This window comes from Pseudomonas putida (genome assembly GCF_005080685.1).
Lineage (GTDB): Bacteria > Pseudomonadota > Gammaproteobacteria > Pseudomonadales > Pseudomonadaceae > Aquipseudomonas > Aquipseudomonas putida_V.
The window spans coordinates 1,692,188-1,712,908 of record NZ_CP039371.1 but is presented as its reverse complement, the minus strand read 5'-3'; the positions used below and the strand labels follow the sequence as shown (position 1 = coordinate 1,712,908).

Here is a 20,721-nt window from a genome sequence, read left to right as displayed (position 1 = left end):
ACCCACCCGTCCTCCGGCCCTGTTCACCCCCTGCCAAGCCAATGGCCTTGTATGGGGCATCGCATTGGACTGGAGTGGTCTTCCCAACGCGCTCACGCCGTCAAGGAGCAGTTCATGAAAAAAATCCTCGTTGCCTTGGGGCTTGGCATGGCCAGCCACCAAGCACTGGCCAATACCGGCGCCATCAACTTTTTCGGCCAGGTACAGTCAGGCACCTGTGCGATCGAAATCATCGACCCTTCTACTGGCCTACCCGCCAGCAGAATCCGTATGGGTAACGTCAACGCCAGCGAGTTCAAGAAAGCCGATGACGAGGCAGCTTCACGATCATTCGGCTTGCGCCTCACTCCAGGGTCGGCTGGCTGCATTCTGCTACCGGGCGCCAACGCCAGCGTGACCTTCACAGGCAGCTATGGCGGCGCAGGTGCCAGCGGAACGCTGTATGCCTTGGAGCCAGGCGGCGCCAGCGGCCTGGCCCTCGTCATCAAGGACAACCTCGGCGCACCGATCGACAATGGTGTAGCCTCCAGGCCATACCCTCTGCATGACAGCCTGCCGACCGATATGATCTTTACTGCTGCTTACAAAGCGATCGATGCCAGCGTTACCGCCGGTCTCGCCAATAGCGACGTGCAGTTCAGAGTAGATATTCCATGAGCAGCGAAGTTGGCGTGTAAGCGCAGGCACGTTGAGAGTATCCAAAAGCATCGGGCCTTACGGCCCGATGTTCATTTCAGAGTATTCATGCATCCTGGCTCGACAACCTGTCCAATGCGTCGTAGCCATAGCCACTGCCGTCATAGCTGCTCAAGCGGCCCAGCGCGTCGTAGCTCAGCGTCTTACCTTTATCATCCTGTACCATATTGCCATCCAAATCATAGCGCAACGTGAAGTCAGCGTAGTCAGCATGTGTATTCATTACACCGCTGAGTTGTGCAGGGTCCTTATAGTCGAAGAGATAGGTAGCCTCGTTATCACCCGTGGTACCGTCTTCTTCTTCGAACCCGGTATATAGCCAAATGATGTTGTCGAGGGCATCGAATTGGAAATACTGCTCACGAATGTTTTTGCCAGCGGGATCTTTCGGGCAGTAGGCGATCGGCCCAGCGCAAGTGTAGGCCTCCAGGCGGCCGCGCGCGTCGTAGTCGAAGGTTTCCTCGCGCAAGACGTCGCCATTCTCGCTCAGCGACTTGCGTGTTATCTGGTCCAGGACGCTATAGGCCTGCCCCAGTTCCTGCACTCCCTGCACGAGTAACCCTGCCTCGTCGACAAGCGCTTGAACGCACTCATTGGTAAAGCTGAAGCCCTCGATCGGCGCCTCGACAACCGTCTTCAAGAAGATGAAACGACGCAAGACTTCCCGACCCTGGTGGTCGTACTCCAGTTCGGTGGCAAGCCCCTGTGCACCGTCCAGGGTCAGTATGCATTGCGTATAGCCCAGCCCCTCGTAGAAGAAATGGCTCTGGGTGGTACCCAATGCCGTTTCCTTCAACCGGCCAGCCTCATCATAGGCGTAGGTCTGTGTCTGCCCGAGGACATCCACGTAGTACAGCTGACGCCCCAGCAAGGAGGTGCCATATTCCATGGACCAGTGCTCAGCACCGATCATGCGGGTTTCCGATTTGATCTGACCGGTACTGAAATACACCCGAGACAGTTCTTCACCTTCCTCTTTGCACCAGGTAAGCCGAGCGTTGGCGGGGTCATAGGTGTAATCCGCTTGTTTCCCGGGTAGGCGCCGCAGTTGGGGATCTTCACCCAGTTGCGGAACGTACTCGTACTGGATGCCATTGCCCGCGGCCGTTGTCACCTTGTACGGGTTGTTTTGGCCGGGCGCATAGCACATGAGCCGTGGACGCCCCCCGGTAATGGAAGCGATCATGCGGTTCAGGCCATCGAATACCTGCTCACCCAGGGTGTTACCTGCAACGGAAATCTGGATCGGCAGGTCTTCGCTGCTGTGCACGGCGTAGTCCCGGTGAACCACGGAGCGATCCGCCAGGGTCTGGTCGACCAGGCGGTCGAAGGCGTCATAGGTGTTGCGGACGACCGCGTTGCGCGCGTCGACTTCTCGCACGTTACGCCCCAGCCCATCATAGAAGTACTGATGCTTGCCATAGAGCTTGCCCGAAAGGTCGAAGCGCTGGACCTGCGCTGGTGCCTCGAAGAGGTTGAACCAGGTGATGGTCTTGCCCTGGCTCAAACTGCCATCGGCGGACTCGCTCCAGTGGGTCTGGGTTGGCATGTTGCAGGTTGGGTCATTTCCCGTCGGATTGGAACCGATCGGGTCATGCACCTCGAAGCGTTTGACACCATCAGGCCCAATCTCACAGGACTGTTGGCCCCAATCGTCATACACGTACTGCGTGGCAAGCGGCATTTGCGTATCGGTGAGCCAGTCGTATTCGATTGCCTCGGTCAACTGGCCAAGCTCATCGTAGACGAACTTGTTGCACTCGCGAAACAGCTGATGGCGGTCCTCCTCTTCAGCGTCGGCATCATGACGTGCTTCGCTGGCCACCCGGCCCAAACCATCGATCCGGGTAAGAATCGCCACGCCCTTGACGTCCACCCTCGTTTGCGAGGCCTGCTCGCCTGGCGCGCCTACCAGCCCGTATTGGTAAGTGCGCGATGCCTTATAACGGTCGTCGTTGGGTGACACTGTCTCGCGGGTAACCCGACGGATCGCATCGTACTCATAGGCAATTTCAACATCGTTGTCGTCGCGATTGAGCAGCGGCTCACCGATCAGCAGCGAGGTCTCGAGGGTGATGACCTTGCTGACATCCCGCGGTTCGTCACATGCTGCGTGCAACTGTGCGGGATCCAGGGCGCCGTGGCGCCGAAGGGTAGCCAACATGGATTGCCCGTGGTCGAAACCGGTAAGCCGCTGCTGGGTAACCAGCACGGGGTGCTGATTGCGCACTTCCTTGCTGTAGGTGAAACAGGTCCTGGTATTCAGGCTGCCCATGCACAAGGTCTGCAGCAAAGGGCGCCCATGGCGCAACAGATCATCGGGCTTGTCCACAGGGCACGTAGTGGTGACCTGCAATGGAGCCTGCTCGACGTCATCCAGCACTTCACACAAGGTTTCCTGCTGCTGTACCAACCAGGTATCCGCTACCTGCGCGGCGATGGCATCCGGGTGATTGACCCTGCCCAGCGCCACGTATCGGTAGTGCGTACGCAGTATCGGCGCTGGCGCGTCCCCTCCGACTGCGGGGTACACCGTCTGCCTCATGGGGCTGCGCACGAAGCCATCCGGGTCGGCAGGGCACCCCTCCCCGCCCAGAGCAGAATAATACTCCGTAACGGTGCGCTTACCGACGGGCAGCACCACCTCGGTCAAGTTGCCATGCAAGTCATACAGCGTCTGCGTAGGAGGTTCCTCACGAACCCGCGAGGCATCATTTGCCAGCGCCCATTTGCGCTGGGTTTCGCGAGGAAGCTGGAAATTGGCCGGCTGGGTTTCGAAAGCATCGGTGACCTTACCGTGATACGTCGTTTCGCTGGTCAGCACATGCCCCTCCTGCTCGGTGACCTCACGCACCAGTAAATGAAAACGGTTGTAGGTGCGCTGAACAGTGCGCAGTACCCTGTCTTGCCCGTCCGGCCCCTTGCCCCATTGGTGGGCAGTGCTGCGGTACAAGTAGCTAGACGGTGCGCGGTAGAGGTTGTCTTCGCCATTGTCACCCCAGGTAATACCACTGCCAAAGCCGACGAAGTTGCGCGCGGTCTCTACGCCCTCTACCAAAATGGTGTAGGTATAGGTGGTGTTCATTGATGGCTGTTGGCCCCCCGGCTCGATTGCATGGGAGGTTACCCGGGGTATCGCTGCGCGCTTGCCACCACCGGGCAGCAGATGGCCAGGATCCTGGTTTTCCCCATAACCGATCCGCTCTATGGCACCGTAGGGTGTCGAGACCTTGGCCACGCAGGTCAGCCCATGCACGGTGCTGTACTCGAATCGCCAGTTGCCACCCACTTCCGCAGGTAGGCTCACTTTAATTAGCTGCTGGTTCTCCAACGTGAGCGTATAACGCGCCAATGGCTCGATGCCGCCCTTGGCGCCAGGGTGCAGGTCCAACGTTACACTGCCGCTGCTATACCCTATCTTGAGTAGGGGCAAGCCATTGCCATCGACAATGCTCTCCAGCCTTTGCGTGTCTTTCGTGTAGCCAAGCTGGATGCGATGGCCCGACGCCGCCCTGACCTCGGCAGGCAAAGCGACTTCGTTCACCCCATCCCCATAGACTTCAAGTATTTCCTCCATATAGGACTTGTACACGACCCGATATTGTCGTTTGCCCCGCCCGCTGTCGTCATGGAAGTGAAAACTGTCCAACTTTTTCTCTCGGATCGGCGGTTGTTCCCCCGTCCCGGTGACTTTGTAGCTTTCTCCCGTGTGCAACCTCAACATACGGCTACCGGGTAAATACTGTGTGAGCGCGATATACCAGCCCTTGCCGAAGCCGACGTTGTCGTCGCTGAACGGGTTGAACATCAAGCGAATCGGCAGGTCGGGTCCGATCTGGTCATTACCGACAATGGGCAGCACGTTGATCCCCAAAGTGTATTGCCCTGTACGGGGATCGACCCCCCCCTCGACAAAACTGCTGGCGTTGAATGCATTGGAATGAATGACTGTTTCGATCGCCATGGCCTATCGTCCTCTTGTTTTTCAGGTTGGCATCTGGTCCCAGGGCGAGCTGCACGCCCCAAGACCAGGTCACCTCAATCAACGACGGAACAATCGAAGTTTGTCGCGAGCAGCAAGCCCGTTCCTCGCATCGTCCTCTTCCACACCGTATTCAAAACGGAGTGGGTGCTCGTTGCCTTCCTTATCGATCAAGTCGAACAACAGTGATTTTTCCAGTGCCTGGGTATAACCCGACCCCGCAGCGTCGCCGAAGAGGAAGTTATCCGACCGGTGCAAGCTGAGCATCAACTGCCCCGCACCAGGTCCCTTTTCATCCAATAGCTTGGGCAAGCGATGCGACCGTTGTTTTGCCATGCGATAGAGCAGACCGTCGAACAGCAAGGGATCGTTGATGTTGCTGTCATCAGACTGGAAAGAAAAGCCCGTGTAACTGACGAATCGGTCATCAACCAAATGCGAGGCCCAGAGCACGCTGGATTTATTAGCGGCACTCGCAATGCGTAAACGCGCGAACTTGATTATCTGGGTATCGCGCCCCACATATTCAAGCAGCCAATAATCCGTACTGTTATCCACGTAAGCGAACTCATCACCGTCGGAAGGTGAATCGTCCCCAGCAACACGTGTGCGCACAAAGGAATAAGACTGCCTGGTAAAGGACGGTAACGGCAAACCGGTCATCTCGAGGGTATCGTCCGCCCCCATACCCTCAGATTTGAACCACAGGTACGTTTCAGCATTCTGGATCTCCGCACGCACCTTGATCATCCCGGGTTCACGAGAGTGCATGAAGAAGCGGCGCCTTCTGATAGGCCCTAGGATGCCATCGTCTGCGTGAGCGACCGCCGGCTGCCGATCTATCTCATTACCATTGTTATTGACTGCCCAACCATCTCCACTTGCAGCGTCCAGTGCGTCTTCATCCTTTTCAAGGAAAGGCAGCTGTTGATTGCTCACCACATTCACGAACTTCAAGGTAGCGAGGTCATCGTCGGAAATCTGCAACTCTTCCCCGGTGGGCCGCCTGCGGCGGCGACCGCTACCTCGACTTCTATCTGCTGCCAGCCGTTGGCGAAACAGCGTGGCGCGCTGATAGCCCTGATCGTGAAGGTGCTAAGAGCGGTCCAAGGCACCATCGCCGCCGATACCCTTCTGCCCTCGCTGAACTCAACGACGGCATAGCCGGCGCGATCATCATCCTCCGCAGCAACAACCGAAATGGGCATTTCTGGCGCCTCGGGGGCGGTGTAAACGCCATTGGCATCAATACCGCCTTCACCATAGACAGACCATGTCACTGCCCTTTCCGTTTCGACCACGAACTGCGTCGGTTGAACCGACTCCGCCTGCCGCAGGTGAAAGGGCACAAGATTCAAGCTTGCCTCCCATTTGATGACCACCACCGCACACTCGGCATGTTCACCGCTTTGCCGGTTGCTCACCCTGATCCGCTGCACGCGCAGGTCTGGCCCCCCCCCTGCGGGCGGATCCGGCGTGAACCGTGCCCGCCCGTTGCCCAGATCTTCAAGCTTGCCAAGCGCCTCATCGAGCGGCAAGCCTCGTTGTTTACCCGCTGACAAGCGCACTGCCCCCGTGAGTCTCCACTCCAGCGTGCCACCGTCACTGTCCGCGGCACGTAGCTCGATCGGCGCGTTACCTTCAACCCAACTGGCCACACGCGGCGCAACCTGCATCGCTCGGGCAGTTTCCATGACCAATGCATGGCGGCGCCCCTCGCCCCCCGCTTCGGGGAAGGTTGCAGTAACCAGCACCATTTGCTGGTCCTGGGCGAAATCGGCTACGCCACGCGGGCTGTAGGTGCCGTTCTCGAAAGCCCCGGTAACCCCAGGGCGCCTCAGGTTGCGGGCAGACCACTGCACCGCGCCTGTCGCGCCTTCTGCGGCGAACGTCGTGCTTCGCCCGGCCACGACGCTGATGATGCCTGGCTCTACCACGACGCTCTGTGCACTGGCCCGCCAACTACCGAAAAGCACCAGGTCATGAGGTGTTTGCGTGTCATTGGCGGTAAACGCATAGTCGTTGGACAGCTGCAAGGTCCTCAGCACATCCTTCGCATCGCCTGCGCCCAGGTCCGGAATATCGGGGTCGAGGATCAAGGTGCCAGGTAGGCCGTTCGCTTCCTCGGGAATCGGGTAGGGGAAATCGAAAGAAGGGTCCGGTTGCCCCCCCGCACGCAGGTCGGTACCCAGTTGCATGAATACCAGCACAGCGCCGTCGCCATGACGAGGGTCATGCTCCTGTTGCCCCCATGGCGCTGCCATGGTCCGGACCAAGAGCTGCTTCGGGCTCAACGGGTAATAGTCGTCCATGCGCATGTGAGCCAACGCATACGTGCGCCGGTACGCCTGCATATAGCCGATAGACTCTTGCAACTTTCTGCCGATCATGATGTTGACATAATCGGTGGGCCCCAGATTGGTGGTGAATTCGGCGGCACTCGCCAAATCCAGTACCACCGATGCATATCGGCTGGTCTCGAGCTGCTCGACACGCAAGGGCAATTGGGCCTCGACCCGATAGCCCATCGCTTCACTGATGGTAAAGCTTTCCATGACGCGCTTGGGTCTACCGGGCACACGCTGGGTGCGCAAGTACTCCCCCGCGATGATATTCAACCGTACCGTCAGCTCTGAACTCGAAACCGTCGTGTTCTCGAAGCTTACCTGCGGTGCACCCAGTACCAGCCCCTGGAACGAGACGTTCGATACCCCACCCTCATCTAGTTCGGCATCCAGGCTGATAGGTTCCAGGGCCCTGAAATTACCGATCGCTTCAAGAAACTGCTCACGCAACACCAGGTCGAGGAGCCTGCGGTCCAGGGCCAGTACACCGCCCCAGCCAAAACGCACCGAGGCCTCTTTCATCCGTTCCAGAATGACGTGTTTGGAATGACTGTGCATCTCACACTTCCTTGATCGCTGGGTTGAGCATATCGGCGTAGCGTTTGACCGAAACGAACGGCACAGGGAGGATGATGTAGTCGAACCGGTCAGCACTATCACCGTCGTCGTAGAAGGCAACGATAATTGCGTATTGCTCCGCCGAACCCTCTTTCGGCGTGTAGACGCCATTCTCGAAAGCTCCATCGCCCTTGAGTAATGTCCATTCGGTGTCGTCGTCCGGAACGTCTGTCACCTCACCGTTGCGGTTAAGCCGCTTGAACTTGACGGTCACACTGCCATCAGCGTTGGAGTTGGGTTCCAGCCAGTAATTCCCGGTCTGAGCACCGACAACCAGCATGTCGATGGTGGCTGGCTCACCGCCCACCTTTGGCTGCACGGTGATGGGTACCAAACGCAGTCCAAAATAGTGCAGGGGGTCCCCACTTTGCCAAGGGGGCAGCATCGTCGTCGCGGTAAAGACGTAACCGCCCGGATTGTCTGGGTCGGTGTCCGGGGCGATCGTTCCCAGCTCCTCGGGCGGGTCTTGCCATTCCAGCGCGGCGGAATCAGGGCTACCTGCGCTCATCGGGTAGTTGGCACCCAAGCTGACCGCCGCCACCAAGGGGTACACCGACACTTCGTTTTCGACCAGGCTGACCAAGGCCTTGCTGACCATGCCTTCGCGGGCGGCCGTCACGATCACCCGACGGTGACCAGCTTCACGCAGGGAATCAGCGGAGGGCGCTGTGTATAGGCCGTTATCATCGATATTGCCTTTAGCGCCCGTCTCACCAGGGAGGTTTTCCACGGCCCAAGCGACATCGCTACTGTCAGGCTCGATCGTGAATTGTGTGGTTTTACCGGCCGCTACGATCACCTCCGCCGGGCTGACCACCAGGGTGGTACGCTCAGGGGCCAAATCGCCCAAAACAGTCAAGTCCAGCGGCCAGTTAAGATCGCGTGGCGAAACCACATTTTGACTACGGAACAACAGGCTGTTCAGACGGAATGCATCGAGTGAAAAGTCAATCCCGGCCAGCGCGGTCACTAGCTGCTCACCTAAACGCAGGCCGCCCTTTAGCGCGCTAATATATTCGTCTGCTTTTTTCTTTACTATTTCCTTGTGGCCCGCCTGCACTGACGCCCCCCCAGCGTAATCGAAATTCACCACTTCCGATGTCCTGATCATTTCAAAAGCAATGACATTCCTCCCCTCTTCCTGCTTCAAGTAAAACCTGAAATCAGCCTGCGCTTCAATCTGCAACGAGTAGGGTATGTCTCCTTCATCGCCACCAAAAGGCACGTTTACCCAGGTCCAATGATATGAGACGTCCGTGACTAGGCTCACCCAACTGAATTTCAATATATTGCCCACCACTCTGAACTGCATGGGCGGATCACCTTCACCAAAATATAACCGTCCCCCCGGACCTTTCAGCGTGTAGGTTTCTAACAAACCGTTTTGCCAGATAGTATCTAGGCCGCCAAATGCCATAGACCCTGCAGTTGGGTACAACCCAAATCCAGCATCCCCGCCCAGATCCCTCACGACAAACTTACCGTCTCGCACCCATTGCGCACGCTCGATTCGGGGAAGAATCATTTCTTCCAAAATAAATCTATTTCCAAGCAGCAAGTTACTGGTATAAGGCGTTGTCGCCGTGGGCAGCATGTACAACAGGTCTCCATCGGCATGCGGATAACTGCCATTTTTACTCCCCCTCATGGCAATGAATACCACCACTGCCCCTTCACCATAGGTGCCGCTACCGAGAACACTTGCACCCGGTGCCGGATGGGTACGAATACCGAACTCCCCTGGCTGCAAATCAGCCCCCTCATCCTGGGCCAACTCGCTGAGCTGGAACTGAGTCAATTCTGAACCCCATTTTTTTATGATGGATTCAAGATGCAAACCCAGTTTTATCTTCTCATATTGGGTCTCCAGCCCGGTAAAAACATGATCAGTGCCCTCGCTCAAGTTCAACATCACCTTGCCACTCGTATCGACGCTACCCGGCACCTGACTCAGCTTTATATTCATGAGCAGTGCGGGGCCGGCAGCCGCATTGAGCACTGAAAGACGCTTTATGCTGCGGACCTCGTTCCCTCCCTTGAATGATTTGTGAAGCTGAACCTGCTTACCCCCTACCATGCGCAGCACAAGTTTCCCTCTTGAGTCCACAATGGTGGCATTCTCGAACGACAACCGCGGCTTATCCATCACCAAACCGATCAAGACATGCTGGTAACCTTCCTCGGTATCGATCACGTCATTAGGAAAAGGCGGGAAATAACTGTCCGTGTCGAACCGGTCAATGTACTCTTGCATCAACAGGGTGTTGGTAGCGGCTTTGTCGAACACCAGCAGTGCATCCCAGCCGAACGTTTGCACCCCTTTGCGCATGTTTTCGAGAAAATCCTCAAGCGATTGGGTACCTGCTATTTGAGGCTGTATAAGAGATTTGCTGTTCATTGAAAGTTTCTCCGAGTGTTAAGCGACCGAGAGAGCGATGCCACTCGGCCCGTGTGTAACGCCGCCATAACAGAATGCGTCGTGGCTCAAGTCGATTTCTTCGGCGTCAGTCGAAGGGGCGTCAGGGCGTGCCAACTATCGCCTTGATCGAAACTGACTGTTCCAGAGACGGTATGCTGCTTGTTGTCTTCCATCTGGTCGTAAACTGCGCGGCTCAGCCACTGTTCGACTCTTACGGCTCTCAGCTCCATCGCTGTAATGGGTGTTGCATCACGCAGGACAGCAATATTTTCGACGGCGATGGTGAAAGGTTGGCCTTGCGCGGCGAATGCCCACAGGCCGGTTCCTCCCGTGACGGCGAGCAAAGCACCGTTGGGACCTAACCTCGATTGGGGAAGATCGCCAACGGCATCGGCTTCCCGGCAGTTGATAGTACTGCCGAGGCTCACTGGAACGACACGCAGATTCACAGCCGCAGACGGCTGCGAACGCACACCGTGCTCGTCGACGATGTGGTAGAACACCTCGAACCGCCTGCCCTCGGTATCCAGTGGTTGGTGCATATTCGCCGCCACCACGCCAGGGTCTATCTTGAAACGGCGGCCCCCGGCCGTCTCCGGGGTGTCGGTGACTTGCCGCCCGCCTTTCTCATACCCCCACCAATGGACCTCGAAGTTTTCACCCGGGCGCAGCTCGACATCGGGCACGGTCACGTACGCACCTAGCAGCGCATCGCCAGCGGCAAGCTGCTGCCTGCCCGGTCCATCCTCAGTCGCTCGCTCAATGGCGGGCGCTGCAAGTGCGCGCGGTGCCTCGAACTCGACCCGCAGCGGTTCTGACGTCAATGCATCGCCTGTGCGCGCAAACTGATAAATCACGTTGTGCTCGCCCTGCACCAGCAGGTCGGCGCTGACATGCAAGACGATTTCATTCGTCTCTAGGCAGCTCACATCCATGCGTGCGAACTGCGCCACCGGTTGGGGCTGCCCAGGGCTGTGCCAGTACAACAGCAAGAAGTCACCTGGCTGAATACCTGGGTATACAGGCACACGCACCGTAACCCCGTCAGGGAACATGCCTGGGTCCAGGGGCGCACCTGTAGAACCATCGATCTCAGCCACAGCAAGCCGGTCGGCAGGGGCCGACGCGCTGTCGACTGCGAACGTTTGCACAGGAGAGGTCAGCGTGCCGCCAACGCCGGCCAGCGTGACCTCGTAATGAAATTCTGCCCGCCCACCTCGCACACGCATGAAATGCGACTTGGCCACCTGCCATTGCAATGGCTCGGCAAGGTTGGCCGCAGTCACTGCATGAACCTCGCTATGCTCGGGTACTGGATCGCCTGAAGCGTTGAACCCCTTCATCAGCAGTTCGACACTGTCGCCAATCTGGATCGCCTGGTAACGCGGTGCCAGGAGGCTGACGCCTTCGGTCGCCAGATCCGTAGTGACAATCACACGATCATGGGACTCACGGGCCTGCGCCACCGCTAACGTTTCAAAGCCGCCGCGCTCGCGCAAGCCCAAGTAACAAAAGACCCGTTCAGAGTCCGGTGTATTCTCGTCCATGCCGTCCACTTTATAAGATAAAAATGCCGAGCCTCCCTGATAAGGTTTAACGTACCGATTGGAGACGTAGGCGGTAATGCCCACGTCAGGATCATAATCAACCGGAACTTCGACCACCGCATTGAGTTCGTCGAAAGGCTCGCCATCTACAGCCGCGCCGCGCCAAACAGGGTATACCTCGTTGCCAAACTTTATATGATCACCTTTGATGACCATCTCCAAAGGCGCGTCTTTCAACGCCTCGACATCGATTTCGCCATACTCGTTGCGCAGCGGAATGTCAGGAGCGGGATAGGCAGCTGCCTGCTGATTGGGCCTTGTGGTGTCTCGTAATTTGGAGGCCATGAGCAAAGTCCCGATGGGCTAAAGATGCTCACAGTTTTACGTCACCCTCTTGAAGCTGACTACTGACAGAAATACCAGGTAGCGTACATTTGGCATGCTCTGCCATACCTGACAAATTTGCCAGGTGACAATACCGCATTGAAACGTACATGCTTGAAATTTACCCCATGCCCCTGAACACCACCTGGTATTTTTGACAGGTGCGGCAACGATGAAACTTAAATAACCTGCGATCAGTGAACATGCACTTCAACTAGGCGGAAAACGCAAGTATTCGCCTGTTCCAGCATCCATGGCACGGATCTCTTGAAATGAAACGACTCCATTACCGCACCTACACTGTCAAACAATTAATGCTGAGCGCACCACTGCTGCTAGGCCTGGTGGCACCCTTTGCCATTGCAAACAGTGAGCTCACCAGCGCCGACCCTAAGCCCACCCTCGCCCTGTACCAAACCGTGGATAACTCCACAGAGCCAGCCTGCTCGTTCGACCTGCCCGTACTGGGTAGCGGCGCGACACAGACCCTGAAGCCCGAACAAACCTGCCCCGAAGTCGAAGGCGCCCCCATCGAGCCGCATTCGATCCGCATTCGCAACGTGCCTATCGCGACCACATTCCTGCTCACTGACAATGACCGCTGCGAAAAAGAAGGCAGCGCGTGGATCGAACTCGAAACGACCCGGGCCAACGCTTCGCTGGAAAAACTCGGCATTGACAAAATCTGGACCTACTCGAGTTACCTGACAAATAGCGGCCTTGATAGCTCCGCACTCAGTCGCGGCTTCAAGGTTCGCGCTAAAGGGGACCCGATCCAGCAGGGCAAGCTCGCATGCATCAAGGTCACCACCTCTGCGGGGAGCCGATAAACATGGCCAGCTCAAGCGCGGTACACAGTAACGCCACCAACTTTCAAAGTTTCGTGCAGAACCATGTCGACCAACGAACCGGTCAGTACACCCTGAGCATCGACCTCAATGCCCCCACCGGCAATGACCTGACCGGCCCCAATCTGCCGCTGCGCCTGGCATTTAGCCCGTTCAACGACGAGGATTCGGGTTTTGGCAAAGGCTGGGACTTGGCACTGACTCAATATGTGCCGGGCTCGAGAATGCTCACCCTGCATACCGGCGAAAGCTACAAAGTGACGGGTAGCGGCCCACAACCTGCCATCCAGGAAAAGAAAATCGACAGTTTTCACTTCCACGATGACAGCGAGGGCGACAAGCAACAGTATCGCGTGGTGCACAAGTCCGGCCTGGTGGAAATTCTGAGTGTTTACGGTGATACCCGTCCCATCGCGCTACCTTCCCAAGTGCAATCACCCTCCGGCCATACCCTCACGCTCAGCTACACCCCGGATACCCGGCGACTCACCCGCATCGTCGATGGCAGCGGCGTGCCGCTGATCGAGCTGGACTACACCGAAGGCCTTGTGACGGTCGATGTGCATCCGCGTGCCGGCGACGATGGCCAACCGTTCTTGCGCTACAGGCTGGAGCTGAAAAACAGGTCGCTGGTGGAGGTAGCGCTGCCGCCGGAGCTAGGGGGCAACTGGCGCTTCGAATACACCACGGCAAACGGCCAGACCAGCCTGAAGAAAGTCATGACCCCACAGGGCAGCGTGGAGAGATCAACTACGGTGAAAATGGCGACCAGGGCCATATCCTGCCCGGCACTCAACCCGCCAGGGCGCTGCCACGGGTGACCAGCCATGTGGTCAAACCTCGCGCCGATCAGCCGCCACTGAAGACAACTTACACCTATACCCATTTCGACCAGGGTGAAGGCATCTACAAGGCAAACAATTTTGTCGGCAACAATAGCGGCATCAGTTGGCGCGACGATGGCCTGGACAACTTGTATCGGGCCGACAGTAGCTACCGCTACAGCGTCACCGCCCACTACTGGAAAGGCGACAAGGTGGTGCGCAAGCAGACCCAGACGTTCAACCGCTACCACCTGATGACGCTGCAAACGCTCGAGCAGGATGGCCACATCGAAGAAACCGAAACATGCTTCCATGAAAACCTCGGCGCCGATTTCGAACGCCAGCCCGCCTATTTCCAACTGCCCCACATCATCACCAAACGCTGGAAGATGGCTGATGATGCCAGCAAACTGCGACTGGAAACCGCAACCACCCGGTATGACGATTACGGCAATATCATCGAGGAAGTGAACCCTAATGGTGTGCGTACCACCTATGAGTACTACGGCAAGGACGGTGAGAGCGGCGCCTCCTTGAGCTGCCCGGCCGACCCGCAGGGGTTTGTACGCAACCTCAAGAGCAAGACCGTTTATCCCGCCCCAGACCAGCCCGACAGCGCACCCGTCCAACGTACCCGGTTGAGTTACAAGGCCATGCCGGCGCTGGGCCACCCTGACGATGCGGCCGACTGGCTGGCACCAACCGAAGAGCAAGTGGTAGAGCTTCGCGACCCCAACCTGCCATCAGAAGCCGAACAGCTGCTTATACGGGTGGAGCGGGCATACCTGAACAAACCCGAAAACGCCTACCTGCACGGCCGCCCAAGCTATCAGACCACCACGCGTTATGGCGCAGAAACCGAAAACCCGCTGCGCAGAGCCATTGATAGCCGCACCGCCCGCATCGACTGGTACTACGAGAAGATCACCGACCCGAAACATGGCCTCGAATACTGGACACAGCAGACCCTGACCGGTTTCGACCTGGTGCAGAAGACCACGCGCCAGGCGACGTCTGCCTTGCATGGGCAGAGCGTGTTCGAACAGGACGACTTCGGTAACGACATCCGCTACCGCTACGACTCGCTGGCCCGGTTGGTGGAAGAGATCGTCGCTCCCGGCATGGGGGAGGATGAAGTCACCATCACCCATGCCTACGCGTTGGCCACCCACCCCGAGCAGGGGGTTGCGGGCCAAGCCAGGCAGTGGGTTACGAGCAGTACCGGGGTAGTCAGCATTTTTACATTCGATGGCTGTAACCGGGTGGTGATCGAAGAACGCGAAACGGAGCTGCCGGATGCCGCGCAAAGTGCGCAAAAGAAACGCCAATGCAAACGCGTTGCCCAGCATACCTACGATGAACTGGGGCAGTTGAGCGAAGAAACCACATTCGACTACTACGACGATAAAACCCTGACGCTGACGTCCAGCTTTGAATACGACGGTTGGGGGCGGTTGTGCAAGACCACGTTGCCGACGGGCGTTACCCAGCACAGTGAACACTCGCCCTTCGGCGAAGAGGGCGACATGGTCACCCGCTGGATCGAAACGCCCGACAAACCAGGCGTTCGCCAACTGCAGCAGGTCAGCGCAAGCAACCGCTTCGACAAGTTGAATTACCAGTACCGCCTCGACGAGAAAGGCAAGGTCGTTGGCCGCCACGACTTCTTTTACGATGGCCTTGGCCGCTGCACCAGCGAGAAACGCCAGGTGAACCTGACGGGTGAACGCGCAAAGCCGCCACAACGCCTCAAGAAAGGCTCGGCCCACGTGTTCACGTCGTTTGCCGAGCGCGTGACCCAGTACGCGTACGATACCGAAGGGCGGGTGACCCGCTGCGAACGCCCAGACCGATCGGCAGTACTCAGCGAGTTCGCGCTGCACAGCCCTGCCGCGCTGGCCGAGCAATTGCTGATCGAGCCGCGTAAAGATACCGAACCCACCCTCGCCTGGCACCGTGAATACGATGGCCTCGAACGCCTCAAATCCATGGCGGCTGGCCCGCAGCAGGAAACCTACGAGTACAAGGACAACACCTCACTGGTAGAAACACGCAGCACGGCGGCAAACCGCACCTTCACCTACCACTATCGCCCCACCCGCTCGGCACAACCTGAACGCATCGAGGTGAAGTCACTCAGCACAACCTTTGGTTACGACCCCAAAACCTCAGCCATCAGTACCGCCACCGACGAACAGGGCACACGCAGCTATTCGTACACTGACCAAGGTTACTTGCAGGAAACGCAATGGCAGGACAACAACGCCGCCAGTTACCGCTGCACATACCGCAACTCGCTGCAGGGCCTGCCATTAGGTTATACCGACAGTGACGGTACACAAGTCAGCCACCACTACAATGCCTTGGGCCAAGTAGAAGGCATCACCAGTGGCAATCTCGTCGCCACTTTCGAGTACGACAGCGCCGGCCGACCGTGGAAGACCACTACCGAAGACCGGGTCAACCAGCAGATGGTGTTGTGCGTGCAGACTTACGACAGCCTCGGCCGGGAGGAAAAACGCGAGCAAACCCTGACCAGACAGGATGGCTCAACGCTCACCCAAAGCCTCTCGCTGACCTGGCGAGAGGATGACCAACTGCATACCCGCACGCTCACTTGTGATGGCCAACAGGTGCTGCTGGAAACATTCGATTACGACACCCTCGACCGCCTGGAGAACCATGCATGCGAAGGCACTACCCTGCCACGCAATGCCGCTGGGCGGGCTATCCGCAACCAGTTTTTCGTCTATGACGCACTGAACAACCTCACTGAGTGCTACACCGATTTCGCTGACGGCGAAACGGACGACGCGTTCTATACCTACGACGGCTTCATCCTGGAAAAGGCGGAGCACACGCTGCAGCCCGATTACCTGGCCAGCCAGGCTTTCGAACATGACGCCGACGGCAACCTGCTGAACGATGAGTGGGGGAATCAGCTGACGTATGACGATCACGGCCGCTTGAGCGAAGTACAACGTGCCAGCGACGCAAAAACCCTCTACCGCTACCGTTATGACGGCCACAACGACCTGATCGGCGTACGCCATGAAGACGCAGCGGAAGTGCTGCGACGTTACCAGGGCTATCGGGTGAGCAGCACACGCGAAGCGGATTTGCTGACAGAGTACTTGTACGCTGGCGACCGCCCACTGGGGTTGCAACGCCCGGCGCAAACCGAAGACAACCGGCTGTTCGTGACCGATGCGGCCAACAGCGTGCTGGCTGAATGCAGCCGCGACGACCTGCACGAGGTGTCATACACCGCCTATGGCGACTCGCCGGACAATGACCAACTGGTGGGCCTGCTCGGCTTCAACGGCGAAGCCCGCGAACGGGCCTTGGGCTGGTCGCTGCTGGGACGTGGCTACCGTGCCTACAACCCCGGGCTGATGCGCTTCCACAGCCCCGATGCGGCGGCGCCGGAAGCTGCCGGGATCAACCCCTATACCTACTGTCGCGGTAACCCGGTCAACTGGTACGACCCCAGCGGCCACTACGGTGTGCGGCACAGCACCGAAGCCCCGTACATCCCACCCAAACCACAACCCAAGCCCAAGGCGGACTGGCGCGCCTGGTTTGGCGTTGCCCTGGGCGCGGTATTTGCGGTGGTCAGCTTCCTCCTGCTACCCCCGGTGGGCCTGACTGCGGCCTTCGCGCTCGGGGCCGGCAGCCTCGCCATCGACGTGGCCGCCACGGCGGTTTCCGCGGGCGCACTGGTGAGCGGTAGCGAAGCGGCAGCAGATTGGGCGTTCTGGCTTGGGATTGCCAGTGCGTTGAGTACCTTGGGGATCGTCGGATATAGCAGGTTTGGGGCGAAGGGGGCAGGTAAGGGCATGAGCATCGGCACACAAACGGCGACCGATACAGCCAGTGTAGGAGTAGGTACCTCTATTCGTCCGATTGCCCGAGCCATCAAACCAACCCGCGGGCCAGTAACAGTAAGCCCAGTAAAAGAAGCTACATTGCCCCCCCCATCTAACATGACTTCAAGTGTGACGCCGGAGTTAGATTGGGATGTCATACCGCCAGGAAAAAAAGGTGTAGTGCATGATAACCCGCTCTTTATTGATGACAGTCCTAGCCCTGCAATTCAGGGCCCAAGCAGCAGCATAACTAAACAAACCTCAGTATCAGCACTTACCCCCAAAAGTCCGTCCTCCCAACAGGCTTGGGGGAGCGCTATAGGGGCTAATGAAAAAACACCGGACGGAAACTGGAAAATTACAAACATATATAACTACATCCCTTTTAGAGGTAAATTCGTATAGATGCACAGCGCTGTAATAAACCGTTCCTGAAGGCGCCCCCTGAAAAGGTCGTCTTCACGGAAATTTCTAACGCACACCACTGTCGACTATTCGTGGCAACCATCAGATTTGTCCTACACAAACCTTGGCACGGCATCCGTATTATTCGCGAAAATTCCTTATCCAAACTAGCAGATCAACGCTAGTACTGTGCGACAAACAGGCCTGGTCGCAAAATATACCGAAGGTGCCTAATTATGCTTAACCCCACCCGGCGTTGGAAGTTACCGATGCGTCCCGGCTCGCCTCCAGCACTACTCGTGGCCAGTTGTGGTCTGCTGTTTTTCTTTATTACCCCGAACTTTGCCGATGAGCGTTCAGTCAAGTTCAACCCCAACTTCATGCGCCAAGCCCCAGGCCAATCCAGCGACGCCAGCGCCGCCGCCCTGAACACCCTGGCCGCACAAGCAACCCTGGCGCCTGGCCGCTACCAGGTCGAGGTGTCGGTCAACCTGGCCCCAGCTGGGCGGCACAAAATCGACTTCCGTGAGCGCAGCGACGGCAAGGGCCTGGAGCCCTGCCTCAGCGCCAGCCTGCTGCGCGAACTGGGCCTGAGCGAACAGGGCCTGGCCGAGCCGTTGCCCAGTGATGAGCGCTGTGTCGACCTGCCCGCGCTGGTACCAGATGCCACCTACGACCTGGACCCTGGCCAGCTCCAGCTGGCACTGTCGATCCCGCAGATCGCCTTGCGCCGCGATGTGGCCGGCAGCGTCGCGCCAGAACGCTGGGACACTGGCATCAATGCCGCATTCGTCAGTTACCAGGCCTCCGCGCAGCACTTCAGCGGTGCCACTGGCAACTCCCGAAGCAGCCAGGACCTGTACCTGAACAGTGGTATCAACCTGGGCGGCTGGCGCCTGCGCAGCAGCCAGAGCTGGCGCGACGACGGCAAAGGCCAGGATTGGGCCCACTTCAACACCTACGCCCAGCATGACCTGCCCGGCCAGTGGGGCACGCTGACACTGGGCGAAACCTTCAGCAACGGCGATGTATTCCGCAGCCTCCCCATCAAGGGGGTACAGCTGGCCACCGACATGGGCATGCTGCCCGATGTGATGCAAAGCTATGCGCCGGTCATCCGTGGCGTGGCCCAAACCCGGGCCAAACTCGAGGTGTTGCAGAACGGCTATCCCATCTACTCTACCTACGTAGCCGCCGGCCCCTACGAAATCAATGACCTGGGTATCGGCGGCAGCAGTGGCGACCTGGAAATCGTCCTCACCGAGGCCGATGGCCAGGTTCGCCGCTTCATCCAGCCCTACTCCACCCTCAGCAACCTGCTGCGCGAAGGCGTGTGGCGCTATAACCTGGTTGTCGGGCGTTACGATGTCGCCGACGGCATCGATGACCCTGCACTGTGGCAAGCTACCCTGGCCCGTGGCGGCAAGTGGGGCACCACGCTGTACGGCGGCCTGCTCGGCAGCGAGTACTACAACGCCGCCAACATCGGCGTTGCGCGTGACTTCGGCACACTCGGCGCAGTGTCGCTGGACATGACCCAAGCCCGCACCGACCTGGGTGAACAAGGCGGCCAGGTACAGGGGCAGAGTTACTCCGTACGCTACGGCAAAGCATTCCAGACCGGCACCAGCCTACGCTTCGCCGGCTACCGCTACTCCACCGAAGGCTATCGCGAATTCGACGAAGCCGTGCAGCAGCGCAACGCCTCCAGCCGCTACCAGGGCAGCCGCCGCAGCCGTCTGGAGAGTTCGATCTACCAGGCGTTCGGCAACCGCAACTCACTGAGCCTGACCCTGTCCCAGGACGATTACTGGCACAGCAACAGGCAACGCCGCCAGTACCAGTTCCAATTCAATACCCAGTACCGCCGGGTCAGCATCAACCTGTATGCCTCGCAGTCGTTGAGCAACGATAGCAGCAGCGACCGTATCGTTGGCCTGGGGTTCACCATCCCGCTCGATGGGGGCTCCTCGACCACCGCCGGCTTCGATGTCAAGGAAAGCAACGGCCACTTCAGCGAACGCGCCACCCTGAACGGCGGCTCACAGGACAACCGGCTGAGCTACCTGGCATCGCTGGCCAACGACGAGCGACAACACAAGACCGCCTCGGTATCGATGGGTTACCAGACGCAGAAGGTAAACGTGGGTGCCGGCTACACCGAAGCGGACGACTACCGCAGCGTTTCGGTCAATGCCAGTGGCGCGGTGCTGGCGCACGCCGACGGCATCGTGCTGGGGCAATACCTGGGCGAAACCACGGCACTGGTGCACGTGCCCGATGTGCCCGGCGTCGGCGTAGACAACGTGCCCGGCGGCAGCACCGACGGCAGCGGTTACATCCTGGCATCGCACATGCGCCCCTACCGGGTCAACCAGGTGACCCTGCAAACCGACCAGCTTGGCCCGGACGTGGAAATCGAAAACGGAGCGACCCAAGTCGTACCCCGCCGCGGCGCAGTCGCCCTGGCAACTTTCAAGGCACGCCAGGTCAGCCGCCTGATCCTTACCCTGCAACATGCCGACGGCCGCCCGCTGCCCTTCGGCACCCAGATCAACGACCAGCAGGGCGAACACCTGGCGGTAGTGGGCCAGGCGGGCCAGGCGTTGGTTGCAACGGATGCTCAGCCCCAAACATTGGAAGCACGCTGGGGCGACCGTGCCGAGCAGCGCTGCCTGTTGCCAATCGACCCGGCAAGCATGCCAGAAGAACAAGGCTATCGCCTGCAGACCTTGCGCTGCCCTACCCCATGACCCGCCCGTGCGCCAACGCCGGGTGCCTGCA

At 58.6% G+C, this 20,721-nt stretch carries 10 protein-coding genes; 5 read left to right on the top strand and 5 right to left on the bottom strand.

Translation table 11 applies throughout. The annotated features are described in order from the left end of the window. Positions 1-114 precede the first annotated feature (114 nt). On the top strand, positions 115-657 hold the full coding sequence (locus E6B08_RS08170; protein ID WP_136913551.1) for a fimbrial protein: 543 nt from the start codon (positions 115-117) through the stop codon (positions 655-657). 85 nt (positions 658-742) lie between these two features. On the opposite strand, the gene E6B08_RS08165 is transcribed toward E6B08_RS08170, so the two are convergent. The 5 genes from E6B08_RS08165 to E6B08_RS08145 form a co-directional block, all read right to left on the bottom strand. Continuing rightward, positions 743-4,660 carry an RHS repeat domain-containing protein gene (locus E6B08_RS08165; RefSeq protein ID WP_136913550.1) on the bottom strand — a complete coding sequence of 1,306 codons (3,918 nt, stop codon included), beginning with the start codon at positions 4,658-4,660 and terminating at the stop codon, positions 743-745. Positions 4,661-4,738: 78 nt separating this feature from the next. Next, entirely contained in the window at positions 4,739-5,635 is an 897-nt protein-coding gene (locus E6B08_RS08160) for a hypothetical protein (RefSeq protein WP_136913549.1), read from the bottom strand. Further along, the gene (locus E6B08_RS08155) at positions 5,632-7,581 is read right to left on the bottom strand and encodes a hypothetical protein (protein WP_136913548.1); all 1,950 of its coding nucleotides are present in this window, start codon (positions 7,579-7,581) and stop codon (positions 5,632-5,634) included. Before E6B08_RS08155 ends, E6B08_RS08160 begins: the two co-directional genes overlap by 4 nt. Before the next feature lies 1 nt (position 7,582). After that, positions 7,583-10,039 carry a hypothetical protein gene (locus E6B08_RS08150; RefSeq protein WP_136913547.1) on the bottom strand — a complete coding sequence of 819 codons (2,457 nt, stop codon included), beginning with the start codon at positions 10,037-10,039 and terminating at the stop codon, positions 7,583-7,585. Between the two features lie 86 nt (positions 10,040-10,125). After that, entirely contained in the window at positions 10,126-11,952 is a 1,827-nt protein-coding gene (locus E6B08_RS08145; protein ID WP_136913546.1) for a hypothetical protein, read from the bottom strand. Positions 11,953-12,263: 311 nt separating this feature from the next. Between E6B08_RS08145 and E6B08_RS08140 the strand changes: the two genes are divergently transcribed. The 4 genes from E6B08_RS08140 (at position 12,264) to E6B08_RS08125 (ending at position 20,690) form a co-directional block, all read left to right on the top strand. Further along, positions 12,264-12,821 carry a hypothetical protein gene (locus E6B08_RS08140; RefSeq protein ID WP_136913545.1) on the top strand — a complete coding sequence of 186 codons (558 nt, stop codon included), beginning with the start codon at positions 12,264-12,266 and terminating at the stop codon, positions 12,819-12,821. Further along, the gene (locus tag E6B08_RS08135) at positions 12,785-13,660 is read left to right on the top strand and encodes a hypothetical protein (protein ID WP_136913544.1); all 876 of its coding nucleotides are present in this window, start codon (positions 12,785-12,787) and stop codon (positions 13,658-13,660) included. The genes E6B08_RS08140 and E6B08_RS08135 overlap by 37 nt, the downstream gene beginning before the upstream one ends. Continuing rightward, positions 13,657-17,937: an RHS repeat-associated core domain-containing protein gene (locus E6B08_RS08130; RefSeq protein WP_136913543.1), complete on the top strand. Its 4,281-nt coding sequence runs from the start codon at positions 13,657-13,659 to the stop codon at positions 17,935-17,937. Before E6B08_RS08135 ends, E6B08_RS08130 begins: the two co-directional genes overlap by 4 nt. A 236-nt stretch (positions 17,938-18,173) precedes the next feature. Continuing rightward, entirely contained in the window at positions 18,174-20,690 is a 2,517-nt protein-coding gene (locus E6B08_RS08125) for a fimbria/pilus outer membrane usher protein (protein ID WP_238349293.1), read from the top strand. Positions 20,691-20,721: the final 31 nt, after the last annotated feature.